The sequence below is a fragment of the Streptomyces sp. NPDC002156 genome (genome assembly GCF_053593675.1).
This window is the reverse complement of record NZ_JBSFDA010000125.1, coordinates 14,793-31,363: the sequence shown is the minus strand read 5'-3', so window position 1 is coordinate 31,363 and position 16,571 is coordinate 14,793. Positions and strand designations below refer to the sequence as shown.

General features: G+C 70.3%; 13 protein-coding genes and 3 pseudogenes. 5 read left to right on the top strand and 11 right to left on the bottom strand.

The genetic code is table 11. The annotated features are described in order from the left end of the window. The 5 genes and pseudogenes from ACWCRB_RS35785 to ACWCRB_RS35765 all read right to left on the bottom strand — a co-directional run. Positions 1-94 (bottom strand): annotated as a pseudogene (locus tag ACWCRB_RS35785) (SigE family RNA polymerase sigma factor); the annotation flags it as partial. A gap of 211 nt (positions 95-305) precedes the next feature. After that, complete coding sequence (locus tag ACWCRB_RS35780) at positions 306-1,262, bottom strand: ROK family protein (RefSeq protein ID WP_451000030.1); 957 nt, start codon at positions 1,260-1,262, stop codon at positions 306-308. A gap of 206 nt (positions 1,263-1,468) precedes the next feature. After that, a pseudogene (locus ACWCRB_RS35775) lies at positions 1,469-2,159 on the bottom strand (IS5/IS1182 family transposase). Between the two features lie 38 nt (positions 2,160-2,197). Then, entirely contained in the window at positions 2,198-2,848 is a 651-nt protein-coding gene (locus ACWCRB_RS35770; RefSeq protein ID WP_451000029.1) for a hypothetical protein, read from the bottom strand. Between the two features lie 42 nt (positions 2,849-2,890). Further along, entirely contained in the window at positions 2,891-3,964 is a 1,074-nt protein-coding gene (locus ACWCRB_RS35765; protein ID WP_451000028.1) for a DNA polymerase III subunit beta family protein, read from the bottom strand. 292 nt (positions 3,965-4,256) lie between these two features. Here ACWCRB_RS35765 and ACWCRB_RS35760 point away from each other — a divergent pair, with 292 nt between their 5' ends. The 3 genes and pseudogenes from ACWCRB_RS35760 (at position 4,257) to ACWCRB_RS35750 (ending at position 8,383) form a co-directional block, all read left to right on the top strand. Continuing rightward, positions 4,257-6,389 carry a zinc ribbon domain-containing protein gene (locus ACWCRB_RS35760; RefSeq protein WP_451000027.1) on the top strand — a complete coding sequence of 711 codons (2,133 nt, stop codon included), beginning with the start codon at positions 4,257-4,259 and terminating at the stop codon, positions 6,387-6,389. A 155-nt stretch (positions 6,390-6,544) separates the two neighbouring features. After that, entirely contained in the window at positions 6,545-7,582 is a 1,038-nt protein-coding gene (locus ACWCRB_RS35755) for a LacI family DNA-binding transcriptional regulator (RefSeq protein ID WP_451000026.1), read from the top strand. A gap of 7 nt (positions 7,583-7,589) precedes the next feature. Next, positions 7,590-8,383, top strand: a pseudogene (locus ACWCRB_RS35750) (hypothetical protein). On the opposite strand, the gene ACWCRB_RS35745 reads toward ACWCRB_RS35750, so the two are convergent. Together ACWCRB_RS35745 and ACWCRB_RS35740 are read right to left on the bottom strand one after the other, a co-directional pair. Further along, entirely contained in the window at positions 8,329-10,194 is a 1,866-nt protein-coding gene (locus tag ACWCRB_RS35745; RefSeq protein ID WP_451000025.1) for a protein kinase domain-containing protein, read from the bottom strand. The pseudogene ACWCRB_RS35750 and the gene ACWCRB_RS35745 sit on opposite strands and share 55 nt — an antisense overlap. Before the next feature lie 94 nt (positions 10,195-10,288). After that, positions 10,289-11,596, bottom strand: a complete 1,308-nt coding sequence (locus ACWCRB_RS35740; RefSeq protein WP_451000024.1) for a DUF6986 family protein — start codon at positions 11,594-11,596, stop codon at positions 10,289-10,291. Between the two features lie 191 nt (positions 11,597-11,787). On the opposite strand from ACWCRB_RS35740, the gene ACWCRB_RS35735 reads away from it, so the two are divergent. Then, the gene (locus tag ACWCRB_RS35735; RefSeq protein ID WP_451000023.1) at positions 11,788-12,693 is read left to right on the top strand and encodes an endonuclease/exonuclease/phosphatase family protein; all 906 of its coding nucleotides are present in this window, start codon (positions 11,788-11,790) and stop codon (positions 12,691-12,693) included. Between the two features lie 87 nt (positions 12,694-12,780). Here the strand turns inward: ACWCRB_RS35735 and ACWCRB_RS35730 are convergent, their stop codons facing one another. The 4 genes from ACWCRB_RS35730 to ACWCRB_RS35715 all read right to left on the bottom strand — a co-directional run bounded on the left by ACWCRB_RS35730 (position 12,781) and on the right by ACWCRB_RS35715 (position 16,013). Continuing rightward, on the bottom strand, positions 12,781-13,743 hold the full coding sequence (locus tag ACWCRB_RS35730; RefSeq protein WP_451000022.1) for an electron transfer flavoprotein subunit alpha/FixB family protein: 963 nt from the start codon (positions 13,741-13,743) through the stop codon (positions 12,781-12,783). 75 nt (positions 13,744-13,818) lie between these two features. Further along, complete coding sequence (locus ACWCRB_RS35725; RefSeq protein WP_451000021.1) at positions 13,819-14,604, bottom strand: electron transfer flavoprotein subunit beta/FixA family protein; 786 nt, start codon at positions 14,602-14,604, stop codon at positions 13,819-13,821. Positions 14,605-14,849: 245 nt separating this feature from the next. Further along, positions 14,850-15,368: a flavin reductase family protein gene (locus tag ACWCRB_RS35720; protein WP_451000020.1), complete on the bottom strand. Its 519-nt coding sequence runs from the start codon at positions 15,366-15,368 to the stop codon at positions 14,850-14,852. A gap of 231 nt (positions 15,369-15,599) precedes the next feature. After that, positions 15,600-16,013: a TlpA family protein disulfide reductase gene (locus ACWCRB_RS35715; RefSeq protein ID WP_369032000.1), complete on the bottom strand. Its 414-nt coding sequence runs from the start codon at positions 16,011-16,013 to the stop codon at positions 15,600-15,602. 75 nt (positions 16,014-16,088) lie between these two features. Between ACWCRB_RS35715 and ACWCRB_RS35710 the strand changes: the two genes are divergently transcribed. After that, on the top strand, positions 16,089-16,505 hold the full coding sequence (locus tag ACWCRB_RS35710) for a DUF4395 domain-containing protein (RefSeq protein ID WP_451000019.1): 417 nt from the start codon (positions 16,089-16,091) through the stop codon (positions 16,503-16,505). Positions 16,506-16,571 lie beyond the last annotated feature (66 nt).

Genomic DNA, 16,571 nt, shown 5'->3' with positions numbered 1-16,571 from the left:
CGACTCTCCGCCAGGCCACATAGACCCGTTCGAGCGTCGACTGGACCAGGTCCTCCGCGGCGTGCTGCTCCCCCGTGAGGAGAAATGCCGTACGCCCGCCCTACGCATCAACGCCGGGCCGGGAAGAGGAGCGACGGACATCGCCCCAGTGAAGGACCGCTCCGGCCGACACCCGCACCCACCCCACGCTGACCTCAGCCACGTCGCCCGCCCTGCACACGTCAATGCCGGGCCGGGAAAAGGAGCGACGAACATCGGCCCAGTGAAGGACCGTTCCGGCCGACGCCCACCCCCTAGAAGCCCCCTCAGACGCTCGCCTCAGCCGCGTCGTCCACCCTCCGCGTCAACGCAGCCGCTGCCGCCCCGACCAGGCCCGCGTCCGTGCCCATCTGCGCCGGGACGATCTCCAGGCGCTGGACGAACGACAGGGTCGCGTAGGTCTTCAGGGCCGCGCGCAGGGGCGTGAACAGGACGTCGCCGGCCTTGCCCACCCCGCCGCCGATCACGGCCACGTCGATCTCCACCAGGGTCGCGGTGGCGGCGATGCCCGCCGCGAGCGCCTGTGCGGCGCGCGCGAAGGAGGCGACGGCGACCGGATCGCCGGCCCGGGCCGACTCGGCCACGGCGGCGGCCGAGGTGTCGCCGTCGGGGCCCGGCTGCCAGCCGTCCGCCAGGGCGCGGCGGGCGATGTTGGGGCCGCTGGCGATGCGCTCCACACAGCCACGGGAGCCGCAGGCGCAGGGCTCGCCGTCGAGGTCGACGCTGATGTGCCCGATGTGGCCCGCGTTGCCGGTGGGGCCGGGGTGCAGCCGCCCGTTGAGGACCAGGCCGCCGCCGACCCCGGTTGAGACGACCATGCACAGCGCGTTGTCGTGGCCGCGTGCGGCGCCCTGCCAGTGTTCGGCCGCCGTGATCGCCACCCCGTCGCCGATCAGCTCGACGGGAAGACCACCGGTCACGGCCCGGACGCGTTCGACGAGCGGATAGCCGCGCCAGCCGGGTACGTTCACCGGGCTCACCGTGCCCGCGGAGGCGTCCACCGGACCCGCGCTGCCGATACCGACGGCCGTCGCGCCTTCCCACAGCGGCGATGCGGTCAGCTCGGCGGCGACCTCCTCGACGGCTCGCATCACCGTCTCGCCGTCCTCCCGTGCGGGCGTCGGGCGCTGTGCGCGCAGCAGGATCCGGCCGTGGCCGTCCACCAGCGCTCCGGCGATCTTGGTGCCGCCGATGTCGAGCGCGGCCACGAGGTCGGTGTGCATCAGTGTGGGATCTCCCTGTCAAACCATGATAAAAGGGCAGGCCAGCCTGCTGGTGGGGGCGCAGGCCGGAGTCAACGGTGGACAGTGTCCCCCGCACCTGACAACGTTGTCCAGAGCTTTCAGCTGCTGGGGTTGGGCTTAAGGCGTCCGCCAGTAGGTCATCGGTGCCGCGAACGGATGTCCCAGCGGCAGACGGTCCAGCCGCGTCATGGCGGGCAGCGGACGGTGATGATGCTACTGGCCAGGGCGACAAAGAACTCCACTGGGGCTTGTCGTCTGTCGGTACAGCGGCGGAGCTTTCCGAAGTTGTTCATCCAGGAAATTCGCTCGCTCGACCACCCGGCGTCCGCCTGCTTGGATCGGGAGCTTCGCGCCGCGCTGGGCGATCCTGCTGGTGATCCCTCTGGCCCGGAGGTCTTGGTAGACCATGCTGTGGTCGTACCCGGCATCCAGGCTCAGGCACGGGTGCTCGGGCAGCGGCCCCAGCACTGTCGCCAGGTCGGTGAAGTGGTCGAGGGCGGCGGGCAACAGTGTGTGGTTGCGGGTACTTGCCGGCGCTGGGACGGTGGCCAGGGGTACCCCGCACCGGTCCGTCAACTGTGATCGTTTCAGACCTGGTTTGCTCGGTCGACGGGACTCTTGTCGACGCACTCGCAACCGGAAGGAGCCTTGGTGATGCAGCCGTCTGCGGACAACTGATCGACTTCAAGGCTGATCACGCAGTCGTAGCAGGCGAGGACGAGCGTGCGCAGGGTGTCCATCACACCAGCGGTCGAAGACCACCGCGTCACTGATGCGCGGGTTGTGGCACCCCCACGGATGTCGCTCCATATGCGGGCCAAAAGCAAGGAACTGGGTGCGGATCGGATCGTTAATGCATGACGGGACGGCAGCCACAAATCCCCCGGTGAGCAGGCAGGACGGCTACGGACGGCCTACGCCGCGGACCGCAGCTTGATCGCCTGGCTGAGAGCGGTCTGCTCTGGAGCGGGAAGGCGGCGTTCGGCGTGGAGCATCCGCAGAGCGGTCGTGATGCGTTCTTCGTCCTCCGGCCTGCCGAGACTGCTCATACAGGCGGGGAGAAGCAGACTCAGCGATTCGAGATCAGCACGTTCGCAAAGTCGCATGAGGAGTGCGTGGATCGGGTTTTCATCCGCTGGCCCCGCCGACGCGTCCGTGGCCCGCAGCCCTCTGGCGATGCAAAGAACGAGCCATTCCCCATACGGACCTGCCGGAACGTCGGCCAGGTGCTCGGCCGCCGACTCGAAGTGCTTACGGGCTTGATCGGTCTGGCCGAGATCCAGGTGGGCGCGGCCCATGTTGCCGTGGAGCGAGCCGTAGAAGCCGCGGACACGGTCGTCCCCGACCCGGTCTGCGCGGGTCAGGCATTCCTGGTTCCAGCGCAGTGTCTCCTGCGGCGTCGGCTGGTGCCGGGCGAGGTAGTGCGCGGCTATGCAGGCGTCGTAGTCGTTCTCGGCGGCTTTCCATGCCTGCAGGAACAGCTCGCGCGCGTCGGCCTCCCGGCCTTCGCCTTCGGCTTGCATGCCCGTCATGCACAGTTGCAGGACGACGTTTTCGGGGTCCATCTTGGCTCCTTGGGCGCGAGCGTCTGAGGGGTTGCGGAACGGTCAGCTGTGGGTGCCGAGGGCGATCGGCATGACCAAGGTGGTGAAGCTGCCCTGGTCCGCGGAGCGCACGACGACCGGTTGGGTCACGGTGGAGATCTCCAGCAGAACGTCAGGGCCGACGCCAGCTTCCAGAGCCGGTGCCAGGACGGCCGGGTCGAAGCCGATCCTCAGCGGCAGGTCCTCCTGGCAGACGGCAGGCAGGACAGTGGCACGGGAGTGATCCGGCAGCGAAACGACAACTTCGTCTTCGCCGAGCCGCAGGGTGATCCCTGGCGTGTCACCGCAGTTGTAGGCGGCGGCGAGCAGCGCTGTCCGGTCCACGATCACACGGCATTCAGGCAGAGCCAGGGCGGAGAGCATTTCGCGGTAGGCAGGGAACTGGCCGTCGACCACCGGGAGGGTGCGAGATCCGGACGTGCTGAATGCTCTGCCCCCGTCCGGTCCGATCTCGATGGTCACCTCGGCGAAACGCGCAGCCCACGCTCCGGTCTCGATCAGGGCAGCCGCGTCCATCAGGAATTGACAGGAAGGCCCGTCCATCGCAGTTGGCGTCAGGATGCGCATCGAGAAGCGGTAGCGATCGGTGGCCACCAATCGGACCTCGGCATCGTCGATCTCGACGAGGACACACCCGAGTTCCGGGTGTTGTTCGTCGTGGCCGACGGCCGGCGCGACCTGACGGGCCGCACTGGCCAGTTCCACACCACCGACTCGCACCCAAGCCGGAGAACCAGCCTCCGAGAGGGAACGCAGAACGGCCGCGATCGTGGCATCAGCCGCCTGAGTCTGAGTTCGCACCCTGCTCCGGTGCCGCTCCAGCACAGCGCGGGCTTCCTCCCCAGAACCTTCGAGCACCGCGGTGACGTCGGCCAACGGCAGATCCGCCTCCCGCAGACTTCGCACCAGGCGGGCCCGAGGTTCCTGGTCAGGGCTGTAGTAGCGGTAACCGGTTGCCCCGTCGACCTGGACAGGCTGCAGAACGCGGCAGTCGTCATAGAAACGCAGCGCGCTCGGGGCGAGCCCGACGCGCCGTGCGAAGGCGCTGATGCTCAACAGTTCCGTGGTGCCGTCCATGACCGCGATTCTCGACGTTCATCCAACTTGAAGGTCAAATCGCACTCAGTCGGCAACCGACGGGGCGCGAGCACGAAAGCACCTACTGGCGGATGCTCTTCTCAGATGCTGACGCTCGTGACCTTCCCACACCGTCGAAGCGCGGAGTTCTCGGGTGGATCAAAGGTCGGGACGAGATCGTGCCTTTGTGTGATGGTCAATCGTTGGACCGATCGGAGTGCCGGGGCGCGGCCGCTTCGGGACGTGACCGGGTGCATGGGGAGGGAGCGGGGTGGCGGGGGTGGGCAGGGTGATGGCGACGGCGACGTGTACCGCTTTCCGCGGCGTCCTGGAATCCGCCGGTGAGCGGGTCGGGCAGCGGGTCTTGCTGGAACGGGTGGGTTTTCTGGCCGAGTTGAGCCGGGAGCTGACCAGTGCTCTGGTGGCCGCCCGGTGGGACGAGGATTCCCTGGACGTGCTGGCCGCCGGGGTGGACGGGCGGGGCGAGGCCTTGCCGTCCAAGGGGTGGATGGCGATGCGCCGCCTCAACTGGCCGCAGGCCGTGCCGTCCCCGGCGGGGGTGCATGTGTCCGACCGGGTGCGCCGGGGCGCGCAGGAGTACGCGGCACGCACTCTGCGCCTGGCCCTGCACCGGCGCAGCATCGTGGCCGCGGTCCTGGCCACGTGGCCCGCTGATCCCGGTCGGCGCACCGAGGCGGAGTGGACGGCACTGCGGGCGGAGCTGCCTGCCGGTGTGACGGGTGCGGAGATCCGCAACCGCACCCGCCAGGTGCGTGCCTACCTGGCGGAGCACGGGCGCCTGCCCGCCGGGCTGTGTGCGCTGGAGGGACCGCCGCAGATGGCCGGGCAGGTGTTGCTTGCCGCGATGGACCGCCAGCAGGTCACGCTGGCCCGGGTGGATACGGTCACCGCCCGGTTGCGGGTCAAACTCCCCCTGCACGCCGCCCCCGCCACGGGGCGGGAGTGGGCCTGGCACGTGATCGACATCCGGCTGCCCGCCACCATCGCGCCGGACGCGGTGCTGCACACCCCGACCCTGCGCCCCACCCCGACCGGGAGGATCGCCGTCGACCTGCCCCACTCCCGGCCCGCCGCAGTCACCAAAGCGACAGGTCATATGGTGGCGCTCGGCTTCGACTGGGGCCTCAACACCCTACTCACCGGCACCCTGGGCCGCCTGACCGGCGAGGGGAAGAGCCGCCGGGTGCTCACTGACGGCCGCCCGTTGATCTTCGACGCCACCGACCTCAGCGCAAAACTGCACCGGCTGCGGGGCCACCGCGAGCACCTGGCCGCCAAACGCGATCACCATCAGGCGCTCGCCGACGGACTCAGCTCGCCAAACCCAGCCTGGGGTGAACACCTCCAACGGGTAGGGGTGTTGGATGCGGAACACGAGCGGGTGTGTGCCCGCATCCGGCATCTGAACGCCGCGACGGCTTGGTCGGCCGCCCGCTGGGCCGTCGACCAAGCCGTCGCGCTCGGCGCGAGCGTCATTTACCTCGAAGACCTGGCCACACTGGAAGCACGCGGGCACCGCAAAGGCAACGCCCGCCTTTCGGGGCAAGTACGCGGCATCGTGGCCGCAGCGATGCGGCATCTGGCGGCCAGGACGGGGATCGCAGTGGTCGCCGTGCCCGCCCGGGGCACCTCCAAACGCTGCCCCAACTGCCTGCAGCGTCTCACCCACCACCCCGCCCCCGACCGCCTGCACGAGCGCGGCTGGAAGTGGGCCTACTGCGCCGGGTGCAGGCTGTCCATGGACCGCGATCACGCCGCCGCCCGCCGGATCGTCTCCCGCGGCCTGCTCGCCCAGACCCACACCACCACCGACCGGGCCACCGGTGTTCGCAGTATCCGCACCATTGTGGAGGGCACCGTGGCCGTGGTGCGCCGCCCGAAGAAGACCACCCGCCGCCTTCGCCGCCAGCGCCACGCGGAGCAGACCCCGCCCCGCACGTACGGGCCGAAGGCCACTCCGGTCAAGGGGCACCCCACCCCCACCAGGCCAGCCGGCACTCATGACCGAGGTACTAGGCGCGCCACCGAACAGGCCCCGGGCCACAAGACTTCCCGCCGTATGCCCGACGTGCGTACGGTCCCCGCCACCATCCCCGCCACGGGGGCAGTCCAGCGTCCGGCGGGGCATGACACCACGACACCGGCTGCATTCAGGCCGGTGCCAGGTCATGGAGTACCCGCACCCCACCGGACCGAAGAAGACCTTCCTCGGTCCGGCCAGGTGCGGCTCTCACACAGAACCTGTCGACGACGCACCCGCGCCGCCGAGCGGACCGGCTTCCACCACCTGCACACCACCGAAGTCCACCCCCTCACCCCGAGGTTCGGACCACCGGACGGCAACCGCAGTCGGCCACGCCGCGCCCGAAAAGCCTGGAAACCACAGGCACACACAGAGTTCTAGAGACGCTCTATGCTCGACGCCACATCCTCATACATACCCAGGAACGACACATCCTCTGGACCGCAACATGATCCAGAGGATCTCCGCGGACGGAACATATCGGTCCCTGCGGATCGATGTATCCCCAATGGACGATCAGGACAGGACAGCGCATCGTGGCCGACACCGCCCGCCGCCCGGAGAACCGCTACGGCAACCGTCCGACCATGAAGGATGTGGCCGCACGGGCCGGGGTCGGACTGAAGACGGTCTCGCGTGTCGTCAACGGCGAACCGGGCGTCACCCCGGAGACCGAACGCCGTGTCCAGGAGGCGATCGACGCGCTGGGATTCCGCCGCAACGACAGCGCGCGCGTGCTGCGCAAGGGCAGTACGGCGAGCATCGGCCTCGTCCTGGAGGACCTCGCCGACCCGTTCTACGGCCCCCTGAGCCGGGCGGTCGAGGAGATCGCCCGGGCGCACGGCGCCCTGCTGATCAACGGGTCGAGCGCCGAGGACCCGGATCGCGAGCAGGAGTTGGTGCTGGCGTTGTGCGCACGGCGCGTGGACGGGCTGGTGATCATCCCGGCCGGTGACGACCACCGCTATCTGGAGCCCGAGCTGAAGGCGGGCGTCGCCACGGTGTTCGTGGACCGGCCGGCCGGAAAGATCGACGCCGATGTCGTCCTGTCGGACAGTTTCGGCGGCGCCCGCGACGGTGTCGCCCATCTGATCGCGCACGGCCACCGCCGGATCGGCTTCATCGGCGACATGCCCCGCATCCACACCGCCGCCGAGCGGCTGCGCGGTTACCGTGCGGCGATGGAAGACGCGGGCATACCGGTCGAGGACGCGTGGATGTCGCTCGGCGTCACCGATCCGGAACGGGTGCGCCGTGCGGCGGAGGAGATGCTCACCGGGCCGGCTCCGGTCACGGCGATCTTCGCGGGCAACAACCGGGTGACGGTCACGGTCGTCCGGGTCCTCAACGAGCAGCGCCGGACCGTCGCCCTCGTGGGCTTCGACGACTTCGAACTCGCCGACCTGCTCCAGCCGGGCGTCACGGTCGTCGCCCAGGACGCGGCCCAGCTCGGCCGCACGGCCGCCGAACGTCTCTTCCGCCAGCTGGACGGCACCCTGATCACCCCGGAGCGCATCGAACTCCCGACCCGTCTGATCACCCGGGGCTCGGGGGAACTGCCCCCGACGGACTGAGCCGCCGATGCGCACCCTGGAGTCCCTGGGCCTGGCCGAGGCCCCGCGCGACCACCCACTCACCTATCCGGGCGTGTGGCCGACCGAGTCCGGAGTCCTGGACGGCGACCGTTTCCTCCCGCTCCCCGTCGGCGCTCCGCCCTTCCCCGGCCGCGTGCCCGTCCTCGCCGTCGGCTCCAACGCCTCCCCCGGTCAACTGCGGCACAAAATGGCGGAGTTCGGCATCCGCGCACCGCTCCCGATGACCCGGGCGAAGGTCACCGGTATCGGGGTCGGTGTCTCGGCCCATGTGAGCCTGCTCGGGTATGTCTCCGCCTGCCCTTCAACGCCCCTGGAAACGTACGGGAGTTGTTCGTCACCTGGCTCGACCCGGACCAGCTCGCCGTCATCGACGCCAGCGAGGGAGTGCCGGTGCGGACAGGCCCGTACGACCGCGCCTGGCTGCCCTCCCCCGACGTGACCGTCGAGTTGGAGTCCGGTGAGCGGCTGCCCGGCGTGTACGCCTACGTCAACCGGCGCGGAGTGCTGCACGACGGGTCCGGAAGTCCGCGCCGCCATCCGGGAGAACGCCCGCTGCTCACCGAACTCCTCGCCGGATCACCGGGGTTGAGGGACCTGTTCGGCGGCACGCCCGAGGAGTTCTGCACGCGGGCCCGCTTCGACCGGGACCGGTGCGACCGGGGCACCCGGCTGTTCGCGGCGGAGGGGCTGGTGGTCGCGTCCGGTCTGGAGCCGTATGTGGGGGATCAGCAGACCGGCAGTCCGGGCACCGGTTCGTCGTTGGCGCCGCCCGTGATGTAGACGTCGCTGACATAGACATCGGCGTTGCCGCTGTCGTCGTCGGTCTTCGCCCACCAGGTGTTCGTCCACTCGCCGGACGTCTCGCGGCGGCCCAGGTCCTGCTGGCAGTAGAAATAGTTGGTGCCCGAGTAGAGGACGCCCACCTGGGTGCCGGACGCGGTGTAGGACTTGGCGGTGCGCCAGACCGAGCAGTTGTATTTGCCGTCGCCGACCGACACGCACGCGGTGGTGGGGCTGGAGGTCGCGCCGTCGCTCGGATCGGTCGTGTCCGAGGCTCCGGGGGTAGCGCCCGTGGTGTCGGTTCCGGAGGTTCGCGACGGGACCGGGGTCGCGTCGTTCCCTGCGCTGGGGGTGGTCGTCGTCGGGGACGGGGGCTTTCCGGCGCCCTTGTCGGTGGGCGTCGGGGTGACGGAGGGATCCGTGTCGGACCGGCCGGTGCCCGTGGTGGGCGTACCGGCCTTGCTCTCCTGAGACGCCACGGGCCCGTCGCTCGCCTCGCTGTCGTCGCCGTCGCCGATCAGCGCCACGGTGAGTCCGGCGGCGAGGGCGACGGTGACGGCCGCGGCGGTGAGCAGCGCGCGTCCCCTGCGGCGGGGTCGGGCGGAGGCGGGAGCCGGGGAGGCGAAGGTGGTCGGGTCCGCGAGGTGGTCGGCGTCCTGGTCGACGAGGGTCGCCTTGGGCCCGGTAGGGCCGTTGCCTGGTGCTCCGGAGGTCGTGGGCTCGGGCGGGCCGAAGCCGGGGGACGGTTGCTGTGCGGCTTCGGGGGCGGGCGGAATCTGTTCGGCGGGCCCGAAGCCCGACGGGACCGCCGGGGCGGCGGACTCCGCCGCCTCCCCCACCTGCGGCCCTGCTGCGGCAGCCCCGTGCTGTCGAAGCCCGGTCGTGGGCGTGTCCGTGGCACCGCTCGTTGCCGACGCGACCGCCTCCAGCAGGCCCCTTGCCGTCTCCGCGTCCGGGCGTTCCTCCGGGCGCTTGGCCATCAGCGACTGCAGGACCGGGCCCAGGGCACCGGCCTGGCGGGGTTCCGGGACGGGGTCGGCCACGATCGCGGTGAGCGTGGACCAGGTCGACGTACGGCGGAAGGGCGAGGCGCCCTCGACGGCCGCGTACAGGGTGGCGCCCAGGGCCCAGATGTCGGAGGCGGGGCCGGGGTCGTTGCCCTGGGCCCGTTCGGGCGCCAAGTAGTCCAGGGAGCCGACGAGTTCGCCGCTGCGGGTGAGATGGGTGGCCGAGCCGTCGCCCGGGTCCTCCATCGTGGCGATGCCGAAGTCCGTGAGGACGACCCGGCCCGAGTCCTCCAGCAGGATGTTGCCGGGCTTCACGTCACGGTGCAGGACGCCGACGCGGTGGGCGGCGGCCAGCGCGTCCATGACCTGGGCGCCGATCCGGGCGACCTCGCGCGGGTCCAGGGTGCCGCGCTCGCGCAGGACGTCGTCCAGGGAGAGGCCGTCCACCAGCTCCATGACGATCAGCGGGCGGCCGTCGATCTCCGCGACGTCGTGCACGGCGACGACTCCGGAGTGCCGTATTCGGGCCGCCGCGCGGGCCTCGCGCTGCATCCGCAGCCGCAGGGCGGCCAGTTCGGGTGCGGCGGCGTCCGTGAACGTACGCAGTTCCTTGACGGCGACCTCGCGGCCGAGGACCTCGTCGACCGCGCGCCAGACGATGCCCATGCCGCCACGCCCGAGCTGGGACACGACCCGGTAGCGGCCGGCCAGCAGCCGGCCGGCCCCGTCCTTCTGCTCCACCGCCCGTGCATCCGACCGCTCTTCCGGCCGTCCGGACGTCTGTCCCTGCTCCCCCGAAGACACCGCTGCCCCGTTCCTGTGACCCACCCGTGTGTCCGTACAGACTACGGGGCGGGTGTGACAGCGGAAGATCGTGGCCGCTCTTGTGACAGGGGTGCTACCTGGGCGACGCCGTCAGGTCCGCACGCCTGGGCCGGGCGAAGCCGTCCAGGTCAGACTTGGTCAGTCCCTCCGTCGCCCGGGTCACCTCCGCGACGTCGAGGGCGCCGCAGTCCAGGCCGCGCAGCAGATAGCCGCTGAGGGCCTTGGCGGTGGCGGGCTCGTCCATGACGTCGCCGCCGGTGCGACTGGCGTAGCGGGAGAGGCGGGCCGCGGCCTGTTCGTAGCCCTCGCGGTAGAAGGCGAAGACGGCCGCGTAGCGGGTCGGGATGTGCCGAGGGTGCATGTCCCAGCCCTGGTAGTAGGCGCGGGCCAGGGCGCGCCGGGTGAGACCGTAGTGCAGTCGCCAGGCGGCGTGGACCTGTTCGGTCGGGCCGACCGGCAGGACGTTGGTGGAGCCGTCCGAGACGCGTACGCCGGTGCCCGCCGCCGCGACCTGCATGATCGCCTTGGCGTGGTCGGCGGCCGGGTGGTCGCTGGCCTGGTACGCGGCGGAGACGCCGAGGCAGGCGCTGTAGTCGAAGGTGCCGTAGTGCAGGCCGGTGGCGCGGCCCTCGGCGGCCTGGATCATCCGGGCGACCGTGGCCGTGCCGTCGGTGGCGAGGATGGACTGGCTGGTCTCGATCTGGATCTCGAAGCCGATCCGGCCGGGAGTGAGCCCACGCGCCTTCTCGAACTCCTCCAGCAGCCGGACCATGGCGCTGACCTGCTCGGCGTACGTCACCTTGGGGAGGGTGAGGACCAGCCCGTCGGGCAGTCCGCCGGCCTCCATCAGCCCGGTGAGGAAGATGTCGAGGGTGCGGATGCCCCGGTCGCGGACCGGTGCCTCCATGCACTTCATGCGGATGCCCATGTACGGGGCCGCCGTGCCCTTCTCGTACGCCTCGGCGATCAGCCGGGCCGCGCGGGCCGCCGTCTCGTCCTCCTCGGCGTCCGGGCGGGGGCCGTAGCCGTCCTCGAAGTCGACGCGGAGGTCTTCGATCGGCTCGCGCTCCAGTTTGGCGCGGACCCGGTCGTGGACGGCTTCGGCGAGGTCGTCGGAGAGGCCGAGGACGGCGGCGAAGGAGGCGGCGTCCGGGGCGTGTTCGTCGAGGGCCGCGAGGGCCTGGTCGCCCCAGGAGCGGATGGTGTCGGCGGCGAAGGTGTCCCCGGGGACGTAGACGGTGTGCACGGGCTGACGGGTGCCCGGGTCGCCCGGGTAGCGGCGCTCCAGCTCCGCGTCGACGGGGGCGAGGGAGGCACTGATCTCCTCGCTGACGGCGCCCGCGAGACTCGTCGCCACGTTCTCCTGTCGGCCCTGCCCCATTTCACACCCTCCGTCTTCCGCAGTGCGGAATCAACAATCCGTAGAGCGAAGCTAGCTTCCGGTCTTCACCCCGGTCAACACCGTCTCGAAAGGGGATTTCCCAAGCTCTTCCCCCTGATCACTGCTGACCCGGCATCTTCTTCCGTATTCACTGTGCAAGGTTCATCCTGATCCGAAGGGGAGGAGATCGCGTGCCGAAAGAGGTCGGAGTGACGCGTCGTCAAGGACTCAAGTCCGCGGCGGCCGTCGCCATCGCCGTGCCGCTGCTGACCACGGCGGGCTCGTCCAAACCCGCGGTCGCCGGCGAGCACCCGGGCGCCCTGAACGTCATGACGTTCAATGTGCGCTTCGCGACGGTCGTCGACGACACACCACGCTGGTCCGTGCGGCGACCGGTGATGCGGGAACTGCTGCGCCGCGAGCGCCCCCACATCATCGGCACCCAGGAGGGGCTCTACCAGCAGGTGCGCATGATCGAGAAGGACCTCGGCGGGCACTACGACTGGATCGGCACCGGCCGCGGGGGTGGCAGCAAGGACGAGTTCATGGCGGTCTTCTACGACACCCGCAGACTCGACCCGATCGAGTTCGACCACTTCTGGCTGTCCGACACCCCCTACACGATCGCCTCCAACACCTGGGGCGCGGACTGGCTGCGCATGGTGACCTGGGTGAAGTTCGCCGATCTCGCCGACGGGGGGCGGGAGTTCTATGTTCTCAACACCCATCTGGACAGCGTCAGCCAGTACGCCCGGGAGCGCTCCGCGAAGCTCATCGGCGAGACGATCGCCCGGTGGGACCCGTCGCTGCCCGTCGTCGTCACCGGCGACTTCAACTCGGCCGCCCACGACAACCGGGTGTACGACCTGATGCTGGAGAACGGGCTCGTGGACTCCTGGGACACGGCGGACTCCCGCAGTCCGCTGTACGGGACGTTCCCCGCCTACCGGACGCCCAAGCCCGGCGGTCGGCGCATCGACTGGATCCTGACCTCGCCCGGGGTGACCACACACTGGGCGGCGATCAACAACTTCTCCGTCGACGGGATGTACCCCAGCGACCATCTGCCGGTGCAGGCCTCGTTGACCCTGGGATGAACCGGCCCCTGAACGGGACGAGGCCCCCGCGACCGGTCGTACGGTCGCGGGGGCCTCGGACTGCTCGGACAGGACAGCTCGGGAAACTCAGCCCTTGCGGGTGTTGATCTCCTCGGTGAGCTGCGGGACGACGTCGAAGAGGTCGCCGACGACGCCGTAGTCGACGAGGTCGAAGATCGGGGCCTCGGCGTCCTTGTTGACCGCCACGATCGTCTTCGAGGTCTGCATACCGGCGCGGTGCTGGATGGCGCCGGAGATGCCGTTGGCGATGTACAGCTGCGGCGAGACGGACTTGCCGGTCTGGCCGACCTGGTTGGTGTGCGGGTACCAGCCAGCGTCGACGGCGGCACGCGAGGCACCGACGGCCGCGCCGAGGGAGTCGGCGAGCGCCTCGATGATCGCGAAGTTCTCCGAGCCGTTGACGCCACGGCCGCCGGAGACGACGATCGCGGCCTCGGTCAGCTCCGGACGCCCGGTCGACTCGCGCGGGGTGCGCGCGGTGACCTTGGTGCCGGTGGCCTGGGCGGAGAAGGTGACGGCGAGCGCCTCGACCGTGCCGGCGGCCGGGGCGGCCTCGACGGCGGCGCTGTTGGGCTTGACCGTGATGACCGGGGTGCCCTTGGCGATGCGGGACTTGGTGGTGAAGGACGCGGCGAACGCGGACTGCGTGGCAACCGGGCCCTCGTCACCGGCCTCCAGGTCGATGGCGTCGGTGATGATGCCGGAGCCGATGCGCAGCGCGAGGCGGGCGGCGATCTCCTTGCCCTCGGCGGAGGAGGGGACCAGCACGGCGGCCGGGGACACGGCGTCGTAGGCGGCCTGGAGGGCGTCGACCTTCGGGACGACCAGGTAGTCGGCGTACTCGGCGGCCTCGTGGGTGAGGACCTTGACGGCGCCGTGCTCGGCGAGCGCGGACGCGGTGTCGGCGGCGCCGGCACCCAGGGCAACGGCGACGGGCTCGCCGATGCGGCGGGCGAGGGTCAGCAGCTCCAGGGTGGGCTTGCGGACGGCACCGTCCACGTGATCGACGTAGACGAGAACTTCAGCCATGGGACTTCTACTCTCCTGCTTGCGGAAGATGAGGGGCGGTCTGCGGAACGGGGCTCAACGAGCCTCGAACGGGGCCTAGATGAACTTCTGGCCCGCGAGGAACTCGGCGAGCTGCTTGCCGCCCTCGCCCTCGTCCTTGACGATCGTGCCGGCCGTGCGCGCCGGGCGCTCGGTGGCGGAGTCGACCGCGGAGTACGCGCCCTCCAGGCCGACCTCCTCGGCCTCCAGGTCCAGGTCGGACAGGTCCCAGGCAGCCACCGGCTTCTTCTTCGCGGCCATGATGCCCTTGAAGGACGGGTAACGCGCCTCGCCCGACTGGTCGGTGACCGACACGACGGCCGGGAGGGAGGCCTCCAGCTGCTCGGAGGCGGAGTCGCCGTCACGACGGCCCTTCACGACGCCGTCCTCGACGGAGACGTCGGAGAGCAGCGTGACCTGCGGAACGCCCAGCCGCTCGGCCAGCAGCGCCGGTACGACACCCATGGTGCCGTCGGTGGACGCCATGCCGGAGATGACCAGGTCGTAGCCGGCCTTCTCGATCGCCTTGGCCAGCACCAGGGAGGTGCCGATGGCGTCGGTGCCGTGCAGGTCGTCGTCCTCGACGTGGATCGCCTTGTCAGCGCCCATCGAAAGGGCCTTGCGCAGCGCGTCCTTGGCGTCCTCGGGACCGACGGTCAGGACCGTGATCTCTGCGTCGTCGGCCTCGTCGGCGATCTGGAGCGCCTGCTCGACCGCGTATTCGTCGAGTTCCGAGAGCAGACCGTCCACGTCGTCGCGGTCGACGGTCAGGTCATCGGCGAAGTGCCGGTCGCCAGTGGCGTCGGGCACGTACTTCACAGTGACAACGATCCTCAAGCTCACGCCGGCTCTCCTACTGCATCGTCTGTTCCGGGCTGCCTTCCTGCAGGCAGCATAGGCGCCTCAAGCGGCCGATCCCGGTCGGGGCGGCCCGCGCCCCGAACGAAATATTACTCGCCAGTACACCCACTCCGCGCCCACTAAGCAAGCGCTTTGACGTGTGACCTTCGCAACGCAGCGTAACCGGAACTCGGCGGTCTCGCAGCATCGCCAAAATCACATTGTACCGATCGGTCGAACACAAGGGGTCAGTCTCGGAGCCCGTTGAAGCGCCCCTGGTGGTAGAGCAGCGGCCGTCCGGCGCCCGCGGGATCGCCCAGCAGCACCTCGGCCAGCACGATCCGGTGGTCCCCGGCCGGCACACGCGCGACGATCCGGCACACCAGCCAGGCGAGGACACCGCCGAGCACGGGCACCCCTTCGGGGCCCTCGCGCCAGACGGTGGGCGCGCCGAACCGGTCGGCGCCGCTGCGGGCGAAGGTGGCGGCCAGGTCGTGCTGGTGCTCACCGAGTATGTGCACGCCGACATGGCCGGTCCCGGATATCGCGGGCCAGCTGGAGGCGCCGGTGCTGACACCGAAGGAGACGAGCGGGGGTTCGGCGGAGACGGAGGCGAGGGAGGTGGCGGTGAAGCCGACGGGGCCGGCGCTCCCCTGGGCGGTGATCACGGCGACACCGGCCGCGTGCTGCCGGAAGACGGAGCGCAGGAGGTCGGGAGAGGCGGGAACGGCGGACGGAGGGGTGCCGAGGCCGGGCGTGGCCGTCATGGGCGTGTCCTTCTGCGGGAGGCGGTGAGCTGGGCGGTGACTGCTCAACGGCCCGGACAGCGCGCGCTCGCGGTGCGTACGAGGTCCACATGGACTCGCGCGTAGAGAAGGAGTTCCGGAGGCATAGGGTCAGGCTGACGATAGATGGTGGGCGCAGTCAAGTGGCTTCCGGCATCTGGGAGATGCGTCACCGAACACACCATCAGGGGCGGTATCGGATACCGGAACACGTCAAACGGCCTCCCCCAGCGCGGCGATGACATCGGCCTTGCGCGGCTGCCCGGTCGCGCGCCGCACGATCCGCCCGTCGGCGTCGAGCACCAGCACGGTGGGCGTCTTGAGAATGTCGAGCCTGCGTACGAGGTCCAGGTGCTCCTCGGCGTCGATCTCGACGTGGGTGACGCCGGGGACGAGGCCGGCCACCTCGCCGAGGACGCGGCGGGTGGCCCGGCAGGGCGCGCAGAAGGCGCTGGAGAACTGGACGAGCGTCGCCCGCTCGCCGAGGCTCTCGCCCAACTCGGCCGCGCCGAGCAGCTTTCCGTCGTCGCGCCCACGCACGCGTACTCTCCCGCTCCGCCGCCGATGCAGCACTCCGAAGGCGCTCGCCGCCGCGAGCACCGCCACGCACACCACGATTCCGGTCATCCTCGACTCCAGCATTCACGTGACTGCAAAGATTCCCGCCGGCTCAAAACGTTTCCTCTGCGGAATGATCGGTTCATGGACATCGATGTGAGAGGGCCGCGTCTCGGTGCGGCCGTGACGACCGCCGTGCTGGCGGTCGTGCTGATCACCGGGAGCGCGTGGCTGCTGGCCTGGCAGACGCTGGCGTTCGCGCTGGGCGCGGCGGGCGGGGTGGGACGCTCCCCGTACGGCTGGCTGTTCCGCAAGGTGGTGCGTCCGCGGCTCGGCCCGCCGACGGAGTTCGAGTCGCCGGAGCCGCCGCGGTTCGCGCAGGCGGTCGGTCTGGTCTTCGCGGGCGTGGGGCTCGTCGGGTACGCGCTGGGCCCCGAGTGGCTGGGAATCGCGGCGACCGGGGCGGCGCTGGCGGCAGCGTTCCTGAACGCGGCGTTCGGGTACTGCCTCGGGTGCGAGATGTATCTGGTTGTACGCCGGATGACGGTACGTACGGAGTGAGTGACAAGTATCTCGCCGTTCACAGGCACGAGGGCTGGCCAGTCGTCCGTTCTTGGGGCACGATCT

What these genes read in the sequence shown, in the direction of transcription:
- ACWCRB_RS35760 (WP_451000027.1), top strand. Translation starts at nt 4,257, where the DNA reads ATGGCGACGGCGACGTGTACCGCTTTCCGCGGCGTCCTGGAATCCGCC.
- ACWCRB_RS35730 (WP_451000022.1), bottom strand. Translation starts at nt 13,743, where the DNA reads ATGGCTGAAGTTCTCGTCTACGTCGATCACGTGGACGGTGCCGTCCGC.
- ACWCRB_RS35765 (WP_451000028.1), bottom strand. Translation starts at nt 3,964, where the DNA reads ATGGACGGCACCACGGAACTGTTGAGCATCAGCGCCTTCGCACGGCGC.
- ACWCRB_RS35770 (WP_451000029.1), bottom strand. Translation starts at nt 2,848, where the DNA reads ATGGACCCCGAAAACGTCGTCCTGCAACTGTGCATGACGGGCATGCAA.
- ACWCRB_RS35740 (WP_451000024.1), bottom strand. Translation starts at nt 11,596, where the DNA reads ATGGGGCAGGGCCGACAGGAGAACGTGGCGACGAGTCTCGCGGGCGCC.
- ACWCRB_RS35715 (WP_369032000.1), bottom strand. Translation starts at nt 16,013, where the DNA reads ATGACCGGAATCGTGGTGTGCGTGGCGGTGCTCGCGGCGGCGAGCGCC.
- ACWCRB_RS35780 (WP_451000030.1), bottom strand. Translation starts at nt 1,262, where the DNA reads ATGCACACCGACCTCGTGGCCGCGCTCGACATCGGCGGCACCAAGATC.
- ACWCRB_RS35710 (WP_451000019.1), top strand. Translation starts at nt 16,089, where the DNA reads ATGGACATCGATGTGAGAGGGCCGCGTCTCGGTGCGGCCGTGACGACC.
- ACWCRB_RS35720 (WP_451000020.1), bottom strand. Translation starts at nt 15,368, where the DNA reads ATGACGGCCACGCCCGGCCTCGGCACCCCTCCGTCCGCCGTTCCCGCC.